The sequence below is a fragment of the Burkholderia sp. MSMB617WGS genome (assembly GCF_001532025.2).
GTDB lineage: Bacteria > Pseudomonadota > Gammaproteobacteria > Burkholderiales > Burkholderiaceae > Burkholderia > Burkholderia savannae.
Window position 1 is genome coordinate 574078 of record NZ_CP013458.1, and the last position, 23008, is coordinate 597085.

Annotated in this window: 19 protein-coding genes; 18 read left to right on the forward strand and 1 reads right to left on the reverse strand. The window is 66.6% G+C overall.

Features of this window, described 5'->3' with window-relative positions; all coding sequences use genetic code 11:
- The first annotated feature begins 13 nt into the window (after nucleotides 1-13).
- The 7 genes from WT60_RS22720 to WT60_RS22765 all read left to right on the forward strand — a co-directional run bounded on the left by WT60_RS22720 (nucleotide 14) and on the right by WT60_RS22765 (nucleotide 7929).
- Nucleotides 14-553, forward strand: a complete 540-nt coding sequence (locus WT60_RS22720) for an SRPBCC family protein (RefSeq protein ID WP_038748001.1) — start codon at nucleotides 14-16, stop codon at nucleotides 551-553.
- Nucleotides 550-1818, forward strand: a complete 1269-nt coding sequence (locus WT60_RS22725; RefSeq protein WP_038748004.1) for an RNA polymerase sigma factor — start codon at nucleotides 550-552, stop codon at nucleotides 1816-1818. Before WT60_RS22720 ends, WT60_RS22725 begins: the two co-directional genes overlap by 4 nt.
- 677 nt (nucleotides 1819-2495) lie before the next feature.
- Nucleotides 2496-3542, forward strand: coding sequence for an N-acetylmuramoyl-L-alanine amidase (locus tag WT60_RS22740; protein ID WP_060355638.1), 1047 nt, complete (start codon nucleotides 2496-2498; stop codon nucleotides 3540-3542).
- 301 nt (nucleotides 3543-3843) lie between these two features.
- The gene (locus WT60_RS22745; RefSeq protein WP_038748009.1) at nucleotides 3844-4266 is read left to right on the forward strand and encodes a rubrerythrin family protein; all 423 of its coding nucleotides are present in this window, start codon (nucleotides 3844-3846) and stop codon (nucleotides 4264-4266) included.
- Between the two features lie 127 nt (nucleotides 4267-4393).
- Nucleotides 4394-5731 (forward strand): heterodisulfide reductase-related iron-sulfur binding cluster, encoded by a 1338-nt coding sequence (locus tag WT60_RS22750; RefSeq protein WP_038748014.1) that lies wholly within the window; start codon nucleotides 4394-4396, stop codon nucleotides 5729-5731.
- A 28-nt stretch (nucleotides 5732-5759) separates the two neighbouring features.
- Complete coding sequence (locus tag WT60_RS22755; RefSeq protein WP_038748016.1) at nucleotides 5760-6341, forward strand: DUF3501 family protein; 582 nt, start codon at nucleotides 5760-5762, stop codon at nucleotides 6339-6341.
- 583 nt (nucleotides 6342-6924) lie between these two features.
- Complete coding sequence (locus WT60_RS22765; RefSeq protein WP_060355639.1) at nucleotides 6925-7929, forward strand: transposase; 1005 nt, start codon at nucleotides 6925-6927, stop codon at nucleotides 7927-7929.
- A 78-nt stretch (nucleotides 7930-8007) separates the two neighbouring features.
- Here the strand turns inward: WT60_RS22765 and WT60_RS22770 are convergent, their stop codons facing one another.
- Nucleotides 8008-9522 carry a mannose-1-phosphate guanylyltransferase/mannose-6-phosphate isomerase gene (locus WT60_RS22770; RefSeq protein ID WP_059671621.1) on the reverse strand — a complete coding sequence of 505 codons (1515 nt, stop codon included), beginning with the start codon at nucleotides 9520-9522 and terminating at the stop codon, nucleotides 8008-8010.
- A 139-nt stretch (nucleotides 9523-9661) separates the two neighbouring features.
- Here WT60_RS22770 and WT60_RS35580 point away from each other — a divergent pair, with 139 nt between their 5' ends.
- The 11 genes from WT60_RS35580 (at nucleotide 9662) to WT60_RS22820 (ending at nucleotide 22690) form a co-directional block, all read left to right on the forward strand.
- Nucleotides 9662-9790 carry a hypothetical protein gene (locus tag WT60_RS35580; protein ID WP_257790889.1) on the forward strand — a complete coding sequence of 43 codons (129 nt, stop codon included), beginning with the start codon at nucleotides 9662-9664 and terminating at the stop codon, nucleotides 9788-9790.
- Between the two features lie 160 nt (nucleotides 9791-9950).
- Entirely contained in the window at nucleotides 9951-11333 is a 1383-nt protein-coding gene (locus WT60_RS22775; RefSeq protein ID WP_059581189.1) for an undecaprenyl-phosphate glucose phosphotransferase, read from the forward strand.
- Between the two features lie 45 nt (nucleotides 11334-11378).
- Nucleotides 11379-12800, forward strand: coding sequence for a UDP-glucose/GDP-mannose dehydrogenase family protein (locus WT60_RS22780; protein WP_059671620.1), 1422 nt, complete (start codon nucleotides 11379-11381; stop codon nucleotides 12798-12800).
- Between the two features lie 20 nt (nucleotides 12801-12820).
- Nucleotides 12821-13255, forward strand: coding sequence for a low molecular weight protein-tyrosine-phosphatase (locus WT60_RS22785; protein WP_059671619.1), 435 nt, complete (start codon nucleotides 12821-12823; stop codon nucleotides 13253-13255).
- Complete coding sequence (locus WT60_RS22790) at nucleotides 13249-14424, forward strand: polysaccharide biosynthesis/export family protein (protein WP_059581197.1); 1176 nt, start codon at nucleotides 13249-13251, stop codon at nucleotides 14422-14424. Before WT60_RS22785 ends, WT60_RS22790 begins: the two co-directional genes overlap by 7 nt.
- Before the next feature lie 50 nt (nucleotides 14425-14474).
- The gene (locus tag WT60_RS22795; protein ID WP_059644599.1) at nucleotides 14475-16694 is read left to right on the forward strand and encodes a polysaccharide biosynthesis tyrosine autokinase; all 2220 of its coding nucleotides are present in this window, start codon (nucleotides 14475-14477) and stop codon (nucleotides 16692-16694) included.
- Nucleotides 16695-16725: 31 nt separating this feature from the next.
- Nucleotides 16726-17673: a glycosyltransferase family 2 protein gene (locus WT60_RS22800; protein WP_060355676.1), complete on the forward strand. Its 948-nt coding sequence runs from the start codon at nucleotides 16726-16728 to the stop codon at nucleotides 17671-17673.
- A 43-nt stretch (nucleotides 17674-17716) separates the two neighbouring features.
- A complete protein-coding gene (locus tag WT60_RS22805) occupies nucleotides 17717-18856 on the forward strand; it encodes a glycosyltransferase (protein ID WP_038748038.1) in 1140 nt (379 codons plus the stop codon).
- 11 nt (nucleotides 18857-18867) lie between these two features.
- Entirely contained in the window at nucleotides 18868-20343 is a 1476-nt protein-coding gene (locus WT60_RS22810; RefSeq protein ID WP_038748138.1) for a glucose-6-phosphate isomerase, read from the forward strand.
- On the forward strand, nucleotides 20340-21524 hold the full coding sequence (locus WT60_RS22815) for a glycosyltransferase family 4 protein (protein WP_038748041.1): 1185 nt from the start codon (nucleotides 20340-20342) through the stop codon (nucleotides 21522-21524). Before WT60_RS22810 ends, WT60_RS22815 begins: the two co-directional genes overlap by 4 nt.
- Nucleotides 21524-22690 (forward strand): glycosyltransferase family 4 protein, encoded by a 1167-nt coding sequence (locus WT60_RS22820; protein ID WP_038748044.1) that lies wholly within the window; start codon nucleotides 21524-21526, stop codon nucleotides 22688-22690. Before WT60_RS22815 ends, WT60_RS22820 begins: the two co-directional genes overlap by 1 nt.
- The last annotated feature ends 318 nt before the right edge of the window (nucleotides 22691-23008 follow it).

The window sequence follows — 23008 nt, forward strand, 5'->3', positions numbered from 1 at the left end:
ACAGGAGACGGCAATGGTCCAGATCGTGGTGATCGCCGGCGCGGTGGTGATTGCGCTCGCGCTGCTGTTGATGCTGTATGCGGCGTCGCGGCCGGGCACGTTTAGCGTCGAGCGCAGCGCGCGGATCGACGCGAACGCCGCGCGCATCTTTCCATACGTGGCGGACTTGCGCCGCTTCAACACGTGGAATCCGTACGAGCGCAAGGACCCGACGCTGCGCGGCGAATACGGCGCGGTGACCTCGGGCGTCGGCGCGAGCTATGCGTGGACGAGCGAGAAAGTGGGCATCGGCCGTTTCGAGATCACCGAACTCGACGAGCCTTCGCACGTGACGATGCGGCTCGATTTCGAGAAGCCGTTCGAGGCACACAACGTCGCGGAATTCACGCTGCGGCCGGAGGGGGACGCGACGGTCGTCACGTGGGCGATGCGCGGGCCGTCGCCGTTCCTGTCGAAGCTGATGCAAGTGTTCTTCAGCATCGACAAGATGGTCGGCGCGGATTTTTCCGCGGGGCTCGCGAACCTGAAGGCGCTCGCCGAAGGACGCGCATGACGGGGAACGCCGTTCATCGCGCGATAGACGCCGTCTGGCGGATCGAGGCCGCGAGAATCATCGCGCATGTCGCGCGGCTCGTGCGCGATGTCGGCGTGGCCGAAGAGCTCGCGCAGGATGCGCTCGTTGCCGCGCTCGAGCACTGGCCGCGCGGCGGCGTGCCGGATAATCCCGGCGCATGGCTGATGACGGCCGCGAAGCGCCGCGCGCTCGATCATCTGCGACAGAACGCGCTGCATGCGCGCAAGCACGAGCAGATCGGCCTCGATCTCGACGCGCTCGGCGCGCACGTTTCGCCGGACGTCGCCGACGTGCTCGAGGCGGCGCGCGACGACGACATCGGCGACGATCTGCTGCGGCTCGTGTTCACCGCGTGTCATCCGGTGCTGTCGACCGACGCGCGCGTCGCGCTCACGCTGCGCCTGCTGGGCGGGCTGACGACGGGCGAGATCGCGCGCGCGTTTCTCACGCCCGAGCCGACGATCGCGCAGCGGATCGTGCGCGCGAAGCGCACGCTGTCTGCCGCGAAGGTGCCGTTCGAAGTGCCGCGCGCGCCCGAGCGCGCATCGCGCCTCGCTTCGGTGCTCGAAGTCATCTATCTGGTTTTCAACGAAGGCTATTCGGCGACGGCGGGCGACGACTGGATGCGTCCCGCGCTGACCGACGAGGCGCTGCGGCTCGGGCGCGTGCTCGCCGAGCTCGCGCCAAGCGAGAGCGAGGTGCACGGGCTCGTTGCGTTGATGGAGATCCAGGCGTCGCGGATGCATGCGCGCGTCGATGCGCGGGGGCGCCCCGTGTTGCTGCTCGATCAGGACCGCAGCCGCTGGGACCCGCTTCTGATCCGGCGCGGGCTCGCCGCGCTCGCGCGCTCGGAAGCGCTCGGCGGCGCGAGCGGCCCGTATGCGCTGCAGGCGGCGCTCGCCGCGTGCCACGCGCGTGCGCGCAGCGCCGCCGACACCGACTGGGAGCAGATCGTCGCGCTCTACGACGCGCTCGCGCAAGTCGCGCCGTCGCCCGTCGTCGAGCTGAATCGCGCGGTCGCGGTCGGCATGGCGTTCGGGCCGGCGGCGGGGCTCGAGATCGTCGACGGGCTCGCGGCCGATCCGGCGCTCGCGCGCTATCACTGGCTGCCGAGCGTGCGCGGCGATCTGCTCGCGAAGCTCGGGCGGCGCGACGAAGCGCGGGCGGAGTTTCGACGCGCGGCCGGCATGACGCTCAATGCGCGCGAGCGCGAGATGCTGCTCGCGCGGGCGATGGAGCGATGATGGTGCTTTCGATTTTCGATGCGTGATGCGTGGCGTGTCGGCGGCGTGTCGTCGGGCGGGTGCGCGCTGCGGATGCGGGATGTTCGACGCTCGATGTGCGAGCACGCGGCTTGACGGGCTTTCGACGCGCGCGGCGCGCGGGCGTGTGCCACGACGTCGCGCGACGCACATGTCGATGTCGATCGGGGCGACGATGCACATGTGAGTCGTTGCGCTGCGTTGGTATGTGTCGGAACAGCGCCGCTTCATTCGGACATCTGGTGAACCGCTTCACGTAGTCTTCCGAAAGCCGAAAGCCGAAAGCCGAAAGCCGAAAGCCGAAAGCCGAAAGCCGAAAGCCGAAAGCCGAAAGCCGAAAGCCGAAAGCCGCCAACCGCCAACCGCCAACCGCCAACCGTCAACCGCCAACCGTCAACGTCAACCGTCAACCGTCAACCGTCAACCGTCAACCGTCAACCGCCCGGCAAAGAATCGACAAGCGAAGCATTTTCAAGCCCTCCCCATCGTCGATTTCATTTCGAAGCTTTCCCGTTTTCCGATAATGCATCGCAGTCCGAACAGGAACTTGCGCCGCGTCGACGACTCCCACGGTCGCGCATCGCTTCATCGCGCAACCTACTCGCTCGGCGCGCCGCGCCGATTCTCAATCGCAAGTTACGACTCGAACGGAAAAGGGTATGGCTGAAGAACAACAAGCGAAAATCATCAACGAGGGCAGGCGCGGTTTTCTCGCGCGTTCGTCGGCATGGCCGGTGGGGATGCTCATGCTGCCGCTCGCCGGCTGCGGCGATGGCGACGGCGTCGTGTCGTCCGCGCACGCGCAGGATGCGTCGCAATCGTCGGGCTCGACGGGCGGCGCGGGCTACACGATCGATCGCTCGATCCAGTCGCCGAATCAGGATTCGCGCGTGCGCACGCTCGTGCTGCACTACACCGCGCAGACGCTCGCGGATTCGTTGGCATCGCTCACCAGTCCGCAGCGGCAGGTCAGCTCGCACTATCTCGTGCCCGACGCGGCCGACGACGGCCAGCGCTTCAAGGTATTCGAGCTCGTGCCGGAGGCGCGCCGCGCGTGGCATGCGGGCGTCAGCTACTGGCAGGGCGACCGGATGCTCAACGCGGGCTCGGTGGGCATCGAGATCGTCAATCTCGGCTTTCCGCCGGAAGACGAGAACCTGCCGCTGATGAACCGGCGCTGGTATTCGTATCCGGACGCGCAGGTCGCGGTGTTCGGCGCGCTCGCCGCCGACGTCGTCGCGCGGCACCAGGTGCTGCCGCACAAGGTGGTCGGGCATTCGGACGTCGCGCCCGGCCGCAAGACCGATCCGGGGCCGCTGTTCCCGTGGAAGAAGCTCTACGATCAATACAAGATCGGCGCGTGGCCGGAGGCCGAGGCGGTCGACTACTACCGGACCAACCGGCCTTTTTCGGGCGATGTCGCGAGCCTGCAGTCGAAGTTGCTCGCATACGGCTACGACACGCCGCAGACGGGCACGCTCGACGCACAGACGGTCAACGTCGTGTCGGCGTTCCAGATGCACTTCAGGCCGTCGAGCTATGACGGCGCGCCGGACGTCGAAACCGTCGCGATCCTCGACGCGCTGCTCGAGAAGTACTTCAACCGCAGCCGCGCGATCAGCAAGCAGGTGCTGCCGGGCGCGACCGCGCCGGCGGGAGAGAAGGGCAGCGACGTATGGCCGCTTGCACCGGCGTCGCCGCGCTGACGTCGCAGACGCGCGCGTACCGTGCCGCGACGCGGCGCGGTACGTCACGGTGCGGTGCGGTGCGGCGCCGCGCCGCGCCGCGCCGCGCCGTGCGGTGAGACCGCCGTCCGCCGAGCCGCGGCCTTCGAAGGTCATCGCCACGACTATCGGCGGCATTGAAAAAGCCTATTGGGGGATGCGCACGGAAGCGCCTAGATTGAAATGCACGGTGCCCCAGCGGCGGCAGCCGAGCTGCGCATCGTTCCCCACAATCGTTCATCCGGTCCGGCGCCGCGCGCCGGCATCGGACACGGAGGCGCAGATGGCACAGCTCAAGGGCAGCAAGACCGAAGAGAACCTGAAGTACGCATTCGCGGGCGAGTCGCAAGCGAATCGCCGCTACCTGTATTTCGCATCGAAGGCGGACGTCGAGGGACAGAACGACATCGCCGCATTGTTCCGCTCGACCGCCGAAGGCGAGACCGGCCACGCGCACGGCCACCTCGAATATCTGGAAGCGGTCGGCGATCCGGCGACCGGCTTGCCGTTCGGCACGTCCCGCCAGAATCTGCAATCGGCGATCGCGGGCGAGACGCACGAGTACACCGACATGTACCCGGGCATGGCGAAGACCGCGCGCGAAGAAGGCTTCGAGGAAATCGCGAACTGGTTCGAGACGCTCGCGAAAGCGGAGCGCAGCCACGCGAATCGGTATACGAAAGCGCTCGACGGGCTCGTCGACTGAGCGCGCCGCTCGCCGGCCCGCGAGCGTTCGCCCGCCGCATCGCCGGCCGGACGCGGCCGCGCGCGAGCGCGTCGCCGCGGGGCGGGCGCCACGCGCGCGTCCGCGCGCAACATGATGGAGCTGCCCCATGTCCCATCGAGAAGGCAGTCTGGAGGCTCCCACCCGGCATCCGCTCGATTGGCGATCGGATGCGTTCTACGATCAAGCCGCGATCGACGCCGAGCTCACCCGCGTATTCGAGATCTGCGCCGGCTGCCGGCGCTGCGTGTCGCTGTGCGGCGCGTTTCCGACGCTATTCGATCTCGTCGACGAGACCGACACGGGCGAAGCGCATGCGGTCGATCCGAAATCGTTCGGCAAGGTCGTCGACCAGTGCTATCTGTGCGACCTCTGCTACATGACGAAATGCCCGTACGTGCCGCCGCATCCATGGAACGTCGACTTCCCGCATCTGATGCTGCGCGCGAGGGCCGCGCGCTACAAGCGCAACGACGTGAAGCTGCGCGACAAGCTGCTGTCGAACACCGACATGCTCGGCTATTTCGCCGGCATCCCGATCGTCACGCAGGCCGTCAATGCCGCGAATCGCACGCAGCCCTTGCGCGGCGCGCTCGAGGCGACGCTCGGCGTCGACCGGCACGCATGGCTGCCGCCGTTCGCGCCGCGCAAGTTCCGCCGCGCCGCGCAGCGCTCGCCCGGCCCGACGCCGCGTGACGGCGAGCGCACGCCGGGGCGCGTCGCGATCTACGCGACTTGCTACGTGAACTACAACGAACCGGGCATCGGCCACGATCTGCTCGCGGTGCTCGCGCACAACGGCATTCCGTACGAACTCGTCTCGAGCGAAGCATGCTGCGGGATGCCGCTGCTCGAACAGGGCAATCTCGAAGGCGTCGCACGGAAGAAGGACGCGAACATTCCGGTGCTCGCCCGCTACGCGCGCGAAGGCTATGCGCTGATCGGCGCGATTCCGAGCTGCGTGTTGATGTTCAAGAGCGAGCTGCCGTCGATGTTCCCCGACGATCCCGACGTGCGTGCGGTCGCCGACGCGTTCTGGGACCCGTTCGAATACGTGATCGCGCGCCATCGCGACGGACTGCTGAAGACCGATTTCAAGCACGAGCTCGGCACCGTGTCGTATCACGTGCCGTGCCATGCGCGCGTGCAGAACATCGGGCGCAAGACGGCCGACGCGCTGTCGCTCGTGCCGGGCACGAAGGTAAACGTCGTCGAGCGCTGCTCGGGCCACGCGGGCACGTTCGGCGTGAAGAGGGAATTCCATGCGCAGGCACTGAGGATCGGCGCGCCGGTGTTCAAGTCGATCGCGGAGCAGGCGCCCGACTACATGTCGTCCGATTGCGCGCTCGCCGGACACCATATCGAAGAGGGCATCGGCGCGAAAGGCGTCGAGCCGCCGCCCTTCGCGCATCCGCTCACGCTGCTGCGCAAGGCATACGGCATCTGAGCGCGGCCCACCGAACGAGGACCACGACATGACGCTCACCCGCGACTCGCTGCTGACGCTCGAAGCGTACGCGAAGGTGCGCCGCCAGGAACGAGCTCGCGTGATCGAGCACAAGAAGCGCCGCGCGGTGCCGGTCGGCAATCATCTGCGCCTGCTGTTCGAGGACGAGACGACGATCCGCTATCAGATCCACGAGATGCTGCACGTCGAAAAAATCTTCGACGAGGACGGCATCTCGGCCGAGCTCGACGCGTATCTTCCGCTCGTGCCGGACGGCAGCAATCTCAAAGCGACGATGCAGATCGAATACGAAAACGAAACGCAGCGGCGCGCGGCGCTCACGCGCCTCATCGGCATCGAGGATCGCGTTTTTCTCGTCGTCGGCGATGAGACGCCTGTCTATGCGATCGCGGACGAGGATCTCGAACGCGAAACGGCGCAGAAGACGTCCGCCGTGCACTTCCTGCGCTTCGAGTTGAGCGGTGCGATGAAGGCGAGGCTCAAGGCGGGCGCGCCGCTGTCGATTGGCTGCGACCATCCCAACTACCCGGTGCAAACGATGCGGATCGATCCGGACGTCGCCGCGTCGCTCGCCGGCGATCTGGATTGAGCGAGCGCGCGGCACGCGGCCGAACGAGCTGGCATCGATCACATTTAATCAATTATGAGATTGCGTGTAATGAAAAGTATAACGATTGGAAAAGGATTTAATTACCGAACAATAAACAATTTGTCACGTATTTTCCCTTAATTTACCGATGTTGCAACGACGTCGGAAAATGCTTCCACTCATGCTGGGAGCTTGCGCCGGAACCGCTTGAAATATACTTTTCATATTCCCTTCAGCCTTGCTGGACGGGGCTTTGTGGCCACTCGAGATAAGAAATTCATAAAAATATGAAGGAAAAGCTGACCCTGCTTGACCACTTTCTTGTTTCAGTGCGTAACATGACGCCGGTGTCATATTGAGATAAACCCTGATGATGGTATGCTTCATGCACAAAAAATATCGCATACGAGTGAGACAGTGGTTCGTGCCTCATCGTCGGGAGTCGCGGCACCTTGTTTGTGCCTAGCGCGCCGGCGTGCACAACCGAATAGCGGTCCATGTGCAACCTGGCCGCGGTCACGAGAGCGACACGCTCGTGGCCGTGCCGCCAATCGCAGCCCGGCCTGGCTGCGTGGAGAGATCTATGTTCTTCGATGAGCTAAACGATGAAGAGTGGGCCCGTCTGTCGACGTTGATCGCCGATGAACCCATCCGACTGAACCGACGAGGTCGTCCGCGCGCGGAGAATCGGGTCGTTGCGAACGCGGTGCTGTGGATACTCACCACGGGCGAACCGTGGTCGAAGCTGCCCGGTCGCTATCCGTCCGGTCCGACGTGCCGGCGCCGTTTCGAAGAATGGCTCGCGAGCGGCACGCTCGGCGAGATGGTGAGAGTGCTGTCGGAAGAAAGCGGCCGCGCGTTCGCGTACGTGCCGCCGCCGCCCGAGTCCGTCACGCCCGTGCGGCGCGCGGAGCCCGCAGCCGATTGCGATCGGCTGCGTGGCGTGTTCTGGCAAAACCCGGAGTCGTGGCAACTGCCCGTCGCGCAAGCGAACGTCTGCCGCTCGGGCGCGGGCGTGAACGTTCGGCGCTTCGCGAGCGACGACGAGGAAGACGAGCCGCGCGACGTCGAGAAATCGCATCGCGACGGCTTCGCCGTGCCCGGCGCGGCCGTGCGCGACCATGGACATGGCCGCGCGCATCCCGCCTCGTTCAGCTTCGCGACACACGCGCCGCAAACCGAGACCTATCGCGGCTACACCGTGTACGGCATCGCGCAGCCCGTGCAGAACCTGATGTATCGGGCATGGGCGGAGATCGTGCAGGACGATCGGCGCGTCGAGCGCTCGGGACTCATCGGCCCGCGCTTCACCGACGCCGAATCGGCGGAGCAGTACGCGCTCGATTGGGCGCGTCAATGGATCGATCGCCAATCCGGGAGCGCGCAGAGCAAGCGTGAAGCGTCTGTGTCCGCGGACGGGGCGGCGGGCAAGTCGGTGCCGACGATCGCCGGGCTGTCCGCGCTCGCGATGGCCGAAACCAACATCAAGCATTTCGCGGCCGAGCGCCGTCGCGCGCTGGCAGAGGGACGCGGCGATGCGCCGCAAGTGCAGGTCGACCGGCACGAATACGCATATCGCGTCGGTTGAATGCCGTAGCGCCCGTCGCCGCGCGGCCCGCTTGGTCGCGGACCGCGCGGCCGCTGCGGGGCGGCCGCCCCGTTACCGTCAGTGTCTTCCATAGTTGTCTTCGAAGCGGACGATGTCGTCCTCCCCGAGATACGAGCCCGATTGCACTTCGATCAGTTCGAGCGGCATCTTGCCGGGATTTTCGAGCCGATGCGATACGCCTAGCGGAATGTAGGTCGACTCGTTCTCCGACAGCAGGAATGTTTCGTCGCCGCGCGTGATTCGTGCGGTGCCGCGCACGACGATCCAGTGCTCGGCGCGGTGGTGATGCATCTGGAGCGACAGGCGCGCGCCCGGCTTGACGACGATCCGCTTCACCTGGAAGCGCTCGCCGCTGTCGACCGAATCGTAATGCCCCCACGGGCGATGCACCTTGCGGTGATCGGACGTTTCCGCGCCGGATTCCGCCTTCAGGCGTCCGACGATTTTTTTCACGTCCTGCACGTGCGCGCGATCGGCGACAAGGATCGCATCCGGCGTTTCGACGACGACGAGATCCTGCGTGCCGACGCAGGCGATCAGGCGTCCTTCCGAATGCGCGAACGTCGACGACGCCTGCTCGAAGCACACGCGGCCGCGCGCGACGTTGCCGTCGGCGTCCTTGTCGCTGATCTGCCAGAGCGCGTCCCACGAGCCGACGTCTGACCAGCCGGCGTCGAGCGGCACGACCACGCTCTCGCAAACGGCGGGCAGGTTCGACAACGGTTCCATCACCGCGTAGTCGATCGAGTTCGACGGCGATGCGGCGAAGCTGTCCCGGTCGACGCGAAAGAACGGACCGTCGTCTCTGCCGAGCGCGACCGCACGCGCGCAGGCTTCGTGGATCGCCGGCTGGAAGTGGCGGATCGCCTTCAGCCACACCGACGCGCGGACGATGAAGATGCCGCTGTTCCACCAGTACTCGCCCGATGCGACGTATTGCTGAGCGAGCTCGAGATGCGGCTTTTCGACGAAGCGCTCGAGCTTCCTGACCGCGACGCCGAGCCCGGCGTCGCCCGCACTCGCGGCGCCGACGCGGATGTAGCCGTAGCCCGTCTCGGCGCGCGTCGGCACGATGCCGAGCGTCGCGATCATCCCTTGCTCGGCATGGCGCACGCCGGCCGCGACCGCTTGCTGGAAGCGCGCGACGTCGGCCACCGCGTGGTCGGCCGGCATCACGGCGAGCACGGCGTCGCCGCCGCCCGCGGCCGCATGCAGCGCGGCGATCGTCAGCGCTGGCGCGGTGTCGCGGCCGAGCGGCTCGAGCACGAGCGTCGCGTCCTTGCCCGCGAGCCGCAATTGCTCGGCGGTCGTGAAGCGGTGCTCTTCGCCGCACACGACGATCATTCGTTCGGATACCGGATGATCGGCCGACAGGCCGTCGAGACGGCGCGCGGTCGATTGCAGCAGCGATTCGTTGCCGAGCAGGTTGATCAGTTGCTTCGGATGACGCTCGCGCGACATCGGCCAGAGCCGCGTGCCCGACCCCCCGGCCAGAACGACGGGTTGCACGGAAAGGCGCGCGCCGACGGCGGCGGTGGCGGGGCCGGCGGCGGCGGCGGGCGTGGCGTTCATGATGGCGCTCCTCGAATACAAGACAGTCCCGAGGTTGTAGCACGACGTAAATCGACAATAAAAGAATCGCACGGATGCACCCGATTGGCGGCTTGTTATCGTGCGGTGCAAACAAGTTGCATCGAATGCGCGATAAGTAATGAATAAAAAATTAAAAAAATATTGGGTGCGGGTCCTTGGTGCCCTTGCTGGACAAGGGTTTCATCTCGATCTTCAGATCTTATGGTTCTCTATCGAAGTGATTGATTCGGAAAAACATGCTGCCTGAAAAGCATCGCGCGACCGAAAAAATTTCCGATTATTTTTAGAAATACTTGTGCGCTTGCGGGAGGAATTTTCTTCCCGGTTCAATAACGCCATGCAATGTTTAAATCGGATGCACGTCGACGAGATGTGTGCGGCCGGTTTCCGTCTCACGAGGAAGAGTCATGTTGAGCGTGCTGGCTAGGATGATCGATATCGCGATGGCCGTGGCGGGCGCGTTGTTCGCCGCGATGATCCATCGTGGCGGCTTCGTGTGGCTCGACGACCTTCAGCGCACGGTCGTCGTGTTCGACTGCATGCTCGTCGTCGTGTTCTTTCCGGCGTTCGGCATCTATCAGTCGTGGCGCGGCAAGCCGTTGTTCGGGCTCATGTGGCGCGTGTCGGTCGCGTGGCTCGTCGTCGAGGGCGCGGGCATCCTGATGAGCTTCAGCGTTCATCACGCGGGCGAGCTGTCGCGCCTGTGGCTCGGCTACTGGGCGATGGCGACGATCACGCTGCTGGTCGCCTCGAAGGCCGGCGTCTACGCGGTGCTGCGGCAACTGCGGCGCGGCGGCTTCAATCACAAGTCGGTCGCGATCGTCGGCAGCGCGGATGCGGCCGCGACGAAGCGCCTCGTCGCCCACATGCGGGCACGTCCGGATGCGGGCTTCAATCCGGTATGCATCTACGACGAGCACGACGACGCGGCGCTCGCCGAGATCGAAGGCGTCGCGATCGAGCGCCGCTTCGGCGATCTCGTGCGCCTCGTGCGCGGCCGCGAGATCCGCGAGCTGTGGCTCGTGCTGCCGCTGTCCGAGGAGCCGCAGATTCACCGGATCGTGACCGAGTTCCGAAACGATTTCGTCAACATTCGCTTCGTGCCGGACGTGCGCAGCCTGTCGTTCTTCAATCAGGAAGTCATCGAACTGCTCGGCGTGCCCGCGATCAATCTCGCCGCGTCGCCGATCACCGACGTGCGCATCCTGCCGAAGTTCGTGTTCGACCGGCTGTTCGCGCTCGCCGCGCTCATGATGCTGTCGCCCGCGATGCTCGCGATCGCTGCGCTCGTGAAGCTGACGTCGCCCGGCCCCGTGTTCTTCCGGCAAAAGCGCAAGGGCATCGACGGCAACGAGTTCGAGATCTACAAGTTCCGCTCGATGAAGGTGCATCACGAGGCGGCGGGGAGGATCACGCAGGCGAAGAAGAACGACGCGCGCGTGACGCCCGTCGGCCGCTTCCTGCGCCGCACGAGCCTCGACGAGCTGCCGCAGTTCATCAACGTGCTGAAGGGCGAGATGTCGGTGGTCGGCCCGCGTCCGCATGCGCTCGAGCACGACGACATCTACAAGGATCTCGTCAAGGGCTACATGTTCCGTTACCGGATCAAGCCGGGCATCACCGGCTGGGCGCAGATCAACGGCTTTCGCGGCGAGACCGATCGCGTCGAGAAGATGATGGGCCGCGTGAAGCTCGATCTGTACTACATGCAGAACTGGTCGTTCTGGCTCGACATCAAGATCGTCGCGCTGACGCTGTGGAAAGGCTTCACGGGCAGCAACGCGTACTGAGCGCGGCAACGCGTTTTTCGACTCACTGGGTAAGAGGTTCGACAGATGAATCTGACTATCATCGGCAGCGGTTACGTGGGGCTCGTCACGGGCGCCTGTCTCGCCGACATCGGCCACGACGTGTTTTGTCTCGACGTCGACCGGAAGAAAATCGACATCCTGAACGGCGGCGGCGTGCCGATTCACGAGCCGGGCCTCAAGGAGATCATCGCACGCAACCGTTCGGCGGGCCGCCTGCAATTCTCGACCGACGTCGAGGCGGCCGCCGCGCACGGCGACGTGCAGTTCATCGCGGTCGGCACGCCGCCCGACGAGGACGGCTCCGCGGATCTCCAGTACGTGCTCGCGGCCGCGCGCAACATCGGCCGGCACATGAAGGGCTTCAAGGTGATCGTCGACAAGTCGACGGTGCCCGTCGGCACGGCCGAGCGCGTGCGCGCGGTGGTCGCCGAGGAACTGGAAGCGCGCGGCGACGATTCGATGTTCTCGGTCGTGTCGAATCCGGAGTTCCTGAAGGAAGGCGCGGCGGTCGAGGACTTCACGCGGCCGGACCGGATCGTGATCGGCTGCGACGACGACGTGCCCGGCGAACGCGCGCGCGAGCTGATGAAGAAGCTCTATGCGCCGTTCAATCGCAATCACGAGCGCACGCTCTACATGGATGTGCGCTCGGCCGAGTTCACGAAATACGCGGCGAACGCGATGCTCGCTACGCGCATTTCGTTCATGAACGAGCTCGCGAATCTCGCGGACCGATTCGGTGCCGACATCGAGGCTGTGCGCCGCGGGATCGGCTCCGATCCCCGCATCGGCTATCACTTTCTGTACGCGGGTTGCGGCTTCGGCGGCTCGTGCTTTCCGAAGGATGTCGAAGCATTGATTCGCACCGCGTCCGAGCATGGGCAGGCGCTGCGTGTGCTGCAGGCGGTGTCGGCCGTCAACGACGAGCAGAAGCATGTGCTCGCGCGGAAGGTCGTTTCGCGTTTCGGAGAGGACCTCACGGGCCGCCGCTTCGGCGTGTGGGGGCTCGCGTTCAAGCCGAACACCGACGACATGCGCGAGGCGCCGAGCCGCGCGCTGATCGCGGAGCTGCTGTCGCGCGGCGCGCACGTCACGGCGTACGACCCGGTCGCGCAGGCCGAAGCGCAACGCGTGCTCGCGCTCGACTTGCACGATCGACCGGATGCGCTCGCGCGGCTCGCGTTCGCCGACGACGAAGCACAAGTCGCGCAGGACGCGGACGCGCTCGTGATCGTCACCGAATGGAAGGCGTTCAAGAGCCCGGATTTCGAGGCGCTCGGCAAGCGCTGGAAGACGCCCGTGATTTTCGACGGACGCAATCTGTACGAGCCGATCGCGATGCGCGAGCTCGGCATCGAGTATTACCCGATCGGGCGGCCGGGCGCCGCGCCGCACGCGGCGAAGAGCGACGGGCGCCGCGCGCGCGCGGCGCGCGCCGGCGCGTGAGCAACGACGCGAGTTCGACCATGTTCCGCAATATTCTGATCGTATGCCGCGCGAACGTGTGCCGGAGCCCGGCCGCGGAGCTGCTGTTCAAGTCGATGGCGCCGCGCGCGTCGCTCTCGTTCCATTCGGCGGGCATCGACGCGAACGACGGCGACGGCATCGATCCGACGATGTCGCGCCTGCTCGCGGCGCGCGGTGTCGACGCGGCGCCGCATCGTTCGCGGCGGCTGAGCCGCGTGCTCGTGCGCGCCGCGGATCTCGTCCTCGTCACCGAGCGCGGGCAGATTTCCGAAGTCGAGGCGATCGATCCGATCGCGCGCGGCAAGGTGCATCTGCTCGGCAAATGGGAGGGCGCGGAGATCGCCGATCCCCACGGCGGTCCCGAAGCCGATTATCGGGATAGCTACACATTGATCGAACGTCTGGTTCAAGGATGGCTGCAAAAGATATGCTGAATCGTTCGCTTAGACCTCTGGCGCTTGCCGTCGCCGCCGCCGTGCTGTTGCAGGCGTGCGCGATGGCGCCCGGCAACTACCTCGACACGTCGCGTCTCGACGACAAGGATGCGCAGCCGACCGAGCACTACAACGTGCAGCTCATCACCGCGCAGATGATCGTGTCGCAGGCCGATGCGCAGCATAAGGAGCGGCCGCTGCCGCCGTCGCGCTTCGTCGATCCGATGCAGTACGTGTACCGGGTCGCGCCGCAGGACATTCTCGGCGTCACCGTCTGGGATCACCCGGAGCTGACGACGCCGCAAGGCCAATCGTTCTCGAGCGGCGGCAACACGACGCAGACGGTCGCGGGCGCGCTGCAGCAGCCGTATGCGAATGCGCTGCCCGGCCAGGCCGATCCGTACGGGCAGACGGTGATGTCCGACGGCACGATCTACTTTCCGTTCGTCGGCCGCCTGCACGCGGCGGGCAAGACGGTGGGCCAGGTGCGTGACGAGCTCGCCGCGCGGCTCGCGCGCTACGTGAAGAATCCGCAGGTCGACGTGCGCGTGCTGTCGTACCGCAGCCAGAAGGTGCAGGTGACGGGCGAAGTGAAGACGCCCGGCCCGCTCGCGATCACCGACGTGCCGCTCACGCTCGTCGACGCGATCACGCGCTCGGGCGGCTCGACGAACGAGGCGGACCTGCAGCGCGTGCGCCTCACGCGCGAGGGCAAGTTCTATCAGCTCGACGCAAACGGGATGCTCGATCGCGGCGACGTCACGCAGAACGTGATGCTGCAGCCGGGTGACATCGTCAACGTGCCGGACCGCAGCGACAGCCGCGTGTTCGTGATGGGCGAAGTGAAAACGCCCGCGACAGTGCAGATGCTCAAGGGACGCCTGACCATTGCCGACGCGCTGACGGCGGGCGGCGGCATCCTCGACACCGACGCGAATCCGCGCCAGGTGTACGTGCTGCGCGATTTGCAGGACAAGCCGAACACGCCCGACATCTTCCGTCTCGACATGACGCAGCCCGACGCGCTGATGCTGTCGAGCCGCTTCCAGCTGAAGCCGCTCGACGTCGTGTACGTCGGCACGTCGGGATCGGTGCGCTTCAACCGCCTGCTGCAGCAGATTTTCCCGACGATCCAGTCGATTTACTACATGAAGCAGATCACGCGCTGATCGGTCCCGGGCCGTCGCGCGCGGCCCGCCTCAACCTCAAGCGGGAATGCATGGTGAATACGCAAGCGAAACATCCTTATGCCGACCTCGCGGTGAAGACCGACGAGGAAGACGTCGTCCTGGGACAGATGATCCAGGTGATTCTCGACGATATCTGGCTGCTTCTCGGCATCGCGTTTGTCGTGATCGCGCTCGCCGGGCTCTACTGCTACGTCGCGAAGCCGGTTTATTCGGCCGATGCGCAGGTGCGCGTCGAGGTGGGCGACAACACGTCTCAGGCCCTCACGCAAACGCAGACAGGCGCGATGATCAACAGCGGGCCGCCCACGCCGCCGACCGATGCGGAGATCGAGATCATCAAGAGTCGCGGCGTCGTCGCGCCCGTCGTCGAGCAGTTCAAGCTGAACGCGTCGGTCACGCCGGACACGTTCCCGATTCTCGGCGCGATCGCCGCGCGGCTCGCGGCACCAGACCATCCGGCGAAGCCGTGGCTCGGGTTGTCGTCGTACGCGTGGGGCGGCGAGGACGCGAACGTCGATTCGATCGACGTGTCGCCCGCGCTCGAGGGCAAGAAGCTGACGCTGACGGCCGGCGCGGACGGCGGCTACACGCTGGCCGATCCGGACGGCAATCTGCTCGTGCGCGGCAAGGTCGGCGAGAGCGAGCAGGGCGGCGGCGTGACCATCAACGTATCGAAGCTCGTCGCGCGTCCCGGCACCCGCTTCACGGTGGTCCGGCAGAACGATCTCGATGCGATCACCGCGTTCCAGTCGGCGATTCAGGTGGCCGAGCAGGGCAAGCAGACGGGCGTGATCCAGATCTCGCTCGAAGGCAAGGACCCCGAACAAACCGCGCAGATCGCGAACGCGCTCGCGCAGTCGTACCTGCATCAGCACGTGACGAGCAAGCAGGCGGAAGCGACGAAGATGCTCGAGTTCCTGAAGAACGAAGAGCCGCGTCTGAAATCGGACCTCGAGCGTGCGGAGGCGGAGCTCACCCAATATCAGCGCACGTCCGGCTCGATCAACGCGAGCGACGAAGCGAAGGTCTACCTTGAAGGCAGCGTCCAGTACGAGCAGCAGATCGCCGCGCAGCGGCTGCAACTCGCGGCGCTCGCGCAGCGCTACACGGACGAGCATCCGCTCGTCGTCGCGGCAAAGCAGCAGCTCGCGCAGCTCGAAGGGGAGCGTGCGAAGTACGACGGCAAGTTCCGCGGGCTGCCGGCGACCGAGGTGAAGGCGGTTGCATTGCAGCGCAACGCGAAGGTTGCGGAAGACATCTACGTGCTGCTGCTCAACCGCGTGCAGGAGCTGTCGGTGCAGAAGGCCGGCACGGGCGGCAACATCCGGCTCGTCGACGCGGCGCTGCGCCCGGGCGTGCCGGTCAAGCCGAAGAAGGTGCTGATCCTGTCGGCGGCGGCGCTGCTCGGCCTGATTCTCGGCACGAGCGTCGTGTTCCTGCGCCGCAACCTGTTCCATGGCATCGAGGACCCGGATCGCGTCGAGCGCGCGTTCAATCTTCCGCTGTACGGCCTCGTGCCGATGAGCGCCGAGCAGGCGCGCTTCGACGCCGCCGACAAGGGCAGCCGCGTGCGGCCGATTCTCGCGTGCGCGCGCCCGAAGGACATGAGCGTCGAAAGCCTGCGCAGCCTGCGCACCGCGATGCAGTTCGCGCTGATGGACGCGAAGAACCGCGTGATCGTGCTGACGGGCCCGACGCCCGGCATCGGCAAGAGCTTCCTCGCCGTGAATCTCGCCGCGCTCGTCGCGCATTCGGGCAAGCGCGTGCTGCTGATCGATGCGGACATGCGGCGCGGCACGCTCGACCGCTACTTCGGCATGGGCGAGAAGAACGGCTTGTCGGAGTTGCTGAGCGATCAGGTCGCGCTCGAAGAGTCGATTCGCGAAACGTCGGTGCCGGGGCTGTCGTTCATCCCGTCCGGCTCGCGTCCGCCGAACCCGTCGGAGCTGCTGATGTCGCCGCGTCTGTCGCAATACCTCGACGGCCTCGCGAAGCGCTACGACATGGTGATCGTCGATTCGCCGCCGATTCTCGCCGTCACCGACGCGACGATCTTCGGCGAGCTCGCCGGATCGACGTTCCTCGTGCTGCGCTCCGGCATGCACACCGAGGGCGAGATCGGCGACGCGATCAAGCGGCTGCGTACCGCGGGCGTGCAGCTGCAAGGCGGGATCTTCAACGGCGTGCCGGCGCGCACGCGCGGCTACGGCCGAGGCTATGCCGCCGTGCACGAATACCTGAGCGCGTGACGCGGGCCATTCTCCGATCGACGAGGTGACGATGAAAATTTCCGTACTCGTGCCGACCTACCGGCGTCCGGCGGATCTCGCGCGCTGCCTGATCGCGTTGCAGCGGCAGCGCGTCGCGCCCGACGAGGTGATCGTCGTCGCGCGCGCCGACGACGACGCGACCCACGAGCGGCTCGCCGATCCGGGCGTGCGCGGCGCGCTTGCGCTGCGCGTGGTCGCGGTCGACGTGCCGGGGCAGGTGGCGGCGCTCAATCGTGGGCTCGACGCGGCGCGCGGCGACGTGATCGCGATCACCGACGACGATGCCGCGCCGCGCGCCGACTGGCTCGAACGGATCGGCGCGATATTCGCCGCCGATCCGCGCGTCGGCGCGGTAGGCGGCCGCGACTGGGTGCACGAAAAAGGCTGCCTGCTCGACGGCGAACGTCCGCTCGTCGGCCGGCTCACCGTGTCGGGCAAGATCATCGGCAATCATCATCTCGGCGTAGGCGGCGCGCGCGAAGTCGATACGCTGAAAGGCGCGAACATGAGCTATCGCCGCGCGGCGATCGAGGGCCTGCGTTTCGACACGCGCCTTCGCGGCGCGGGCGCGCAGACGCACAACGACACGTCGTTCAGCATGTGCGTGAAGCGCGCGGGCTGGAAGCTCGTCTACGACCCGGCTGTCGCGGTCGATCACTATCCGGCCGAGCGCTTCGATGACGACCGCCGCGACGCCGCATCGATGGCCGCGCTGTCGAACGCTGCATACAACCTGCATCTGACCTTGCGCGAGCATTTGCCGCCCGCGCGGCGCATGATCGCGTGGTGGTGGTGGACGTTCGTCGGCACCCGCGTGTATCCGGGGCTCGCGCACGTCGCGCTGACCGTCGCGGCGAAGAACGGCGCGAGCATGCGCGCGCGATGGCGTGCCGTGCGGCGAGGCGCGCACGACGCGCGGCGCGTGACGCCCGCGCCGCACGCCGGCGTCGCGCGATGAGCGACACGTTTCGGATTCACTTGTTTCGGGCTGGAGTTACCGCATGATCGCCACGAAGGTTCACGTTCATCTCTTTTACGGCGCCGATCCGCGCACCTATCGCAAGGGCGACGACATCGGCTGCCTGTACGGCTATCACCATGCGGAGTCCGAAGAGTTCGCACTGACGTATTCGCGCGATGCGCGCGAGAACAGGCTCATCAGCGTCGGCCGTCGTGCGCTGAAGTACGTGCTCGGCTTCGATCTGATGCATGCGTGGCGCAACCGCGCCGAGCTGCTGGGTTCCGACGTGATCTGGACGCACACCGAACAGGAGCATCTTGCGGTGGCGCTCGTGCTGAAGCTGTCCGGCGCGCGCGGCGCGAAGCCGCTGCTGCTCGCGCAAAGCGTGTGGCTGTTCGACAAATGGCCCGACTACGGCGGCGTGCGCCGTTGGGCGTATCGGATGCTGATCGGCCGCGCGGACGTGCTGACGACGCTCGCGCGCAACAACGCCGAGCTGTGCCGCCGCTACCTGCGGCGCGATGCACTGCACGTGTACTACGGGCTGAACACGCAGGATTTTCCGGTGCGCGTGCCGGACGCATGGTCGCCGCATCGGCCGTTGCGGATCGCCGCGATCGGCAATGATCGCGATCGCGACTGGAAGACGTTCGTCACCGCGTTCGGCGGCGATTCGCGCTATGACGTGCGGCTCGCCACGCGCCGCCGGATTTCGCGCGCGCTGCACGCGCCGAACGTCGAGATCGCGCCTGCTTCGGGCATCGTCAAGCAGCGCGAACTATATGACTGGGCGGATCTGATCGTCGTGCCGCTGCGGCCCAATCATCATGCGTCGGGCATTACGGTGATGCTCGAGGCGGCGGCCGTCGGGAAACCGATGATCGTGAGCGACGTCGGCGGGCTACGCGACTATTTCCCGCACGGTACGGCGACATACGTGCAGCCGTTCGACGCTGGCGCATTGCGGCGCGCGGCCGATGCGCTCGCCGCGCGGCCCGAGCAGGCGCTCGCGCGCGCGCGGGCGGCTGCGCGCCGGCTGAAGGCGCGCGATCTGACGACGCAGCAGTTCGCCGAGCAGCACGTTCGGATCACGCGCGATCTGCTCAAGCGCCGGCGCGCGCACGCGACGGCCGCGGCGGCGCTGTCGTTCGCGGATTCGCGTTCGCGCTCGAACGGGTGAGGGCCGCGACGGTGAGCGTGACGACCCTGCCCGTTCCCGCATCCGGCGGCGGCGCGAGCCGGCGAAAGCTGCTTGGCGATCCGAAGCATTGGGTCGCGCAGGCGGGATTGTGGACCGTCACGGGGCTGCTGATCGCCGCGCATCAGGGCACGCTTCTGACGTACGGTTTTCCGTGCCTCGCGGTGGCAACCGGCTTGTGGCTGTATTTCGTGAACCCGGCGCGCTACGTCGGCTTCATGTGGTGGATGTGGTTCCTGAGTCCGGAAGTGCGGCGTCTCGCCGACTGGTCGAAGGGCGCGTACACGCCCACGAGCCTGATCCAGATCGCGCCGCTCGCGGTCACGATGATCGCGGGGCTCGGCCTGCTGCGCCACTACCGGGTGCTCGCGGAACGGCGCGGACTGCCGGTGCTGCTGATCCTGTTCGGCCTGATGTACGCGTTCCTCGTCGGCGTCGTGTCGAGCGGCCCGCTCGCCGCGACCTACGACCTCGCGAACTGGCTCTACCCGGTGGTGATCGGCTTTCACATCGTCGTGCATTCGCGCGATTACCCCGAGTACCGCAAGGTGATCCTGTCGACGTTCGTCTGGGGGATGTTCGTGATGGGCATCTACGGGATCGTGCAGTTCTTCGCGATGCCGAAATGGGATGCGCTGTGGATGATCGGCTCGCAGATGAATTCGCAGGGCGATCCGGTGCCGTACGGCGTGCGTGTGTTCAGCACGATGAATTCGTCGGGCCCGTTCGCGTTCGCGATGATGGGCGCGCTCGTGTTCATGATCGCCGCGACCGAGCGCGTGCGCTGGCTCGCGGGGGCGGCGGGCTTCATCTCGTTCTGCCTGTGCCTCGTGCGTTCGACGTGGGGCGGCTGGGTGATCGCGCTCGCTATCCAGCTCGCGAAATCGAGCAATCGCGTGCGCGTGCGGATCATCGGCAGCGCGATCGTGCTGGCCGCGCTGTGCGTGCCGCTTTTGACCGTCGGCCCCGTCGCGGACCGCCTCGGCCAGCGTCTGCAGACGATCACGAACCTGAAGGACGATCGCAGCTACGACGATCGCAACAAGTTCTACGCGACGTTCGCGCAGACCGCGTTTACCGACGTCGCGGGCGAAGGGCTCGGCGCGACCGGCGCGTCGACGAAACTGTCGAGCGACAGCGGCAACCTCGGCAAGTACGGCAGCTTCGACAGCGGCGTGATGAACGTGCCGTTCGTGCTCGGCTGGCCCGGCACGCTGCTCTACCTGCTCGGGCTCGTTTGGCTGCTCGCTCGTGCGCTGCGCGTGTCGTTCAGGCTGCGCAGCGACAAGTTCGTCGCCGCGTGCCTGAGTCTCAGTTTGTCTGTCTTCGCGATGCTCGTCTTTACCAATTCGTTCATCGGCACAGGAGGGCTGTTGCTGTTCATGAGCATATTTTCGATCTTGTCCGCGGCGCACTGGCAAAAGCTACAGCGCGCGAGCGCCGCGCGTTTTCCGGGAGCCGAACAATGAGAATCGCTATCGTCACGCACGTCGTGCGGCATAACGACGGCCAGGGACGCGTCAATTACGAGATCGCGCGAGCCGCGCTCGCGGAGAACTATCAAGTGACGCTCGTCGCGTCGCACGTCGCGCCGGAGCTGCTCGCCGATGCGCGCGTGCGCTGGATTCCGGTGAAATCCGGCCGCTTCTGGCCGTCGACCCTCGTCAAGCAGCAGGTGTTCGCGATCAAGAGCGCATGGTGGCTGCGCCGCCATCGCGATGCGTACGACGTGCTTCACGTCAACGGCTTCATCGCTTGGGTGCGCGCCGACGTGAACACCGCGCATTTCGTCCACGGCGGCTGGTTCGCGAGCCGTTATTACCCGTTCGGCCTCACGAAGGGAGTGTGGTCCGCGTATCAGTACGTCTATACGCGAACCAACACGCTGCTCGAACGCTGGGCGTATCGCCGCTCGCGCGCGATCACGGCCGTGTCGCAGAAGGTGGCCGACGAGATCCGCCGGATCGGCATCGACGGCGACCGGATCGGCGTGATCTACAACGGCGTCGACGCGCAGGCGTTTGCGAGCGCGACGCCCGATCGCCGCGCATTCGGTTTGCCGTCCGAACCGTTCATGCTGCTGTTCGTCGGCGATCTGCGCACGCCGCGCAAGAACCTCGGCACCGTGCTGAAGGCGCTGACGCAGTTGCCGCCCGACGTGCACTTGGCGGTCGCGGGATCTTTGCCGGGAAGTCCGTATCCGGACGAGGCGCGTGCGCTGAAGATCGATTCGCGCGTGCACTTTCTCGGGCTCGTGAAGAACATGCCGACGCTGATGTCGTCGGTCGACGCGTATGTGTTTCCTTCGCGCTACGAAGCGATGAGCCTGTCGCTGCTCGAGGCGATGGCGGCGGGGCTGCCCGTCGTGACCGCGCGCACCGCGGGCGGGGCGGAGATCATCACGCCGGATTGCGGGATCGTGCTCGAGGACCCCGACGATCCGGCCGCGCTCGCGCAGGCGATCGGCCGTCTCGCGCGCTCGCGCGACGCGTGTCGCGCGATGGGCGATGCGGCACGCAAGCTGATGGACGGATTCGGTTGGGCGCGCATGGGCGCGCAATACATTGCGCTGTATCGCCGGCTGCGCCAGTCGTCGCAGTCGCCGTCGCTCGTCGGCGCCGAGCATGCCGTGACGCAGGAGCCATCGTAATGAATCACACAGGAACGTCGATCAAGTCGCTGCAAATCGGCATGCACTGGTTTCCCGAGCGGGCGGGCGGGCTCGATCGCATGTATTACGCACTCGTCGGCGCGCTGCCGGGCGCGGGCGTCGCGGTGCGCGGCGTGGTCGCGGGCTCCGAGCGCGTCGCGGCCGACACGGGCGGCGCGATTCGCGGCTTCGGGCCGGCGACGTCGTCGCTGCCGCGCCGGATGATCGCCGCGCGCCACGCGCTGCGCGACGTGATCCGCGCCGAGCGGCCCGACGTGGTGTCGTCGCACTTCGCGCTGTACACGTTTCCCGGGCTCGACGTGACGCGCGGCATTCCGCAGGTGTCGCATTTTCAGGGGCCGTGGGCGGACGAGAGCCACGTCGAGGGCGCGGATTCGCTTGGGCAGAAGGTCAAGCACCGGCTCGAGCAGGCGGTCTACTCGCGCTCGTCGCGGTTCATCGTGCTGTCGCGCGCGTTCGGGCAGATTCTCACGTCGCGCTACAACATCGATCCGGCCCGCGTGCGCGTCGTGCCGGGCTGCGTCGACACCGCGCAGTTCGATCTGCCGATGATGCCCGCCGACGCGCGCCGCAAGCTGCAACTGCCGCAGGACCGGCCGATCGTGCTCGCGGTGCGGCGGCTCGTGCGGCGCATGGGGCTCGAGGATCTGATCGACGCGGTGAAGATCGTGCGCCGTCGGCATCCGGACGTGCTGCTGCTGATCGCGGGCAAGGGGCGGCTCGAAAGCGAATTGCAGAAGCGGATCGACGACGCCGAACTCGGCGACAACGTGAAGCTGCTCGGCTTCGTGCCCGACAACCATCTGGCCGCGCTGTATCGCGCGGCGACGGTGAGTGTCGTGCCGACCGTCGCGCTCGAAGGATTCGGGCTCATCACCGTCGAATCGCTCGCGTCCGGCACGCCGGTGCTCGTGACGCCCGTCGGCGGGCTGCCGGAGGCGGTTGCCGGCTTGTCGGATGCGCTCGTGCTGCCCGAAATCGGCGCGCACGCGATCGCGGACGGGTTGACGGCCGCGCTGTCGGGCTCGCTCGTGCTGCCGGATGCGGACGCTTGCCGGCGATACGCGCGCGAGCATTTCGACAACGCGGTGATCGCGCGGCGCGTTGCGCAGGTCTACGAGGAGGCGATTCGAGCGGGTGACTGATCGGTGCGCGGTAGCAGGGCGCGGAAGTGGTGCCTGGGCGCGTTCGCGCATCCGGGTTCCTTGAGTGGCGCCCGAGCGTTCGCGCATCCGGGGTCGATGTGCGTCGCGGGCGAACGGGCCGCGCGGCTTTGTCGTGGTGCTCCGCAATCGCCGGATGAGAACGCCGGATGGAGGCGCGGTGTGCCTCGCGGTGCAATGCCGCTTCGCTGGCCGCTCGAATGATCGACGACGAGATGGGCGAGCGCTTGGACGCGAGCAGGAGCCTGCTCATCGCGCGCGCTCGTCGCGCGGCATGCGGCACGAGCAAGAACGCTCGCG

Coding starts and splice junctions, on each gene's coding strand:
- WT60_RS22815 (WP_038748041.1), top strand. CDS start 20,340: ATGAGAATCGCTATCGTCACGCACGTCGTGCGGCATAACGACGGCCAG.
- WT60_RS22780 (WP_059671620.1), top strand. CDS start 11,379: ATGAATCTGACTATCATCGGCAGCGGTTACGTGGGGCTCGTCACGGGC.
- WT60_RS22750 (WP_038748014.1), top strand. CDS start 4,394: ATGTCCCATCGAGAAGGCAGTCTGGAGGCTCCCACCCGGCATCCGCTC.
- WT60_RS22775 (WP_059581189.1), top strand. CDS start 9,951: ATGTTGAGCGTGCTGGCTAGGATGATCGATATCGCGATGGCCGTGGCG.
- WT60_RS22725 (WP_038748004.1), top strand. CDS start 550: ATGACGGGGAACGCCGTTCATCGCGCGATAGACGCCGTCTGGCGGATC.
- WT60_RS22755 (WP_038748016.1), top strand. CDS start 5,760: ATGACGCTCACCCGCGACTCGCTGCTGACGCTCGAAGCGTACGCGAAG.
- WT60_RS22745 (WP_038748009.1), top strand. CDS start 3,844: ATGGCACAGCTCAAGGGCAGCAAGACCGAAGAGAACCTGAAGTACGCA.
- WT60_RS22770 (WP_059671621.1), bottom strand. CDS start 9,522: ATGAACGCCACGCCCGCCGCCGCCGCCGGCCCCGCCACCGCCGCCGTC.
- WT60_RS22785 (WP_059671619.1), top strand. CDS start 12,821: ATGTTCCGCAATATTCTGATCGTATGCCGCGCGAACGTGTGCCGGAGC.
- WT60_RS22790 (WP_059581197.1), top strand. CDS start 13,249: ATGCTGAATCGTTCGCTTAGACCTCTGGCGCTTGCCGTCGCCGCCGCC.
- WT60_RS35580 (WP_257790889.1), top strand. CDS start 9,662: ATGAATAAAAAATTAAAAAAATATTGGGTGCGGGTCCTTGGTGCCCTT.
- WT60_RS22765 (WP_060355639.1), top strand. CDS start 6,925: ATGTTCTTCGATGAGCTAAACGATGAAGAGTGGGCCCGTCTGTCGACG.
- WT60_RS22800 (WP_060355676.1), top strand. CDS start 16,726: ATGAAAATTTCCGTACTCGTGCCGACCTACCGGCGTCCGGCGGATCTC.
- WT60_RS22740 (WP_060355638.1), top strand. CDS start 2,496: ATGGCTGAAGAACAACAAGCGAAAATCATCAACGAGGGCAGGCGCGGT.
- WT60_RS22820 (WP_038748044.1), top strand. CDS start 21,524: ATGAATCACACAGGAACGTCGATCAAGTCGCTGCAAATCGGCATGCAC.
- WT60_RS22720 (WP_038748001.1), top strand. CDS start 14: ATGGTCCAGATCGTGGTGATCGCCGGCGCGGTGGTGATTGCGCTCGCG.
- WT60_RS22795 (WP_059644599.1), top strand. CDS start 14,475: ATGGTGAATACGCAAGCGAAACATCCTTATGCCGACCTCGCGGTGAAG.
- WT60_RS22805 (WP_038748038.1), top strand. CDS start 17,717: ATGATCGCCACGAAGGTTCACGTTCATCTCTTTTACGGCGCCGATCCG.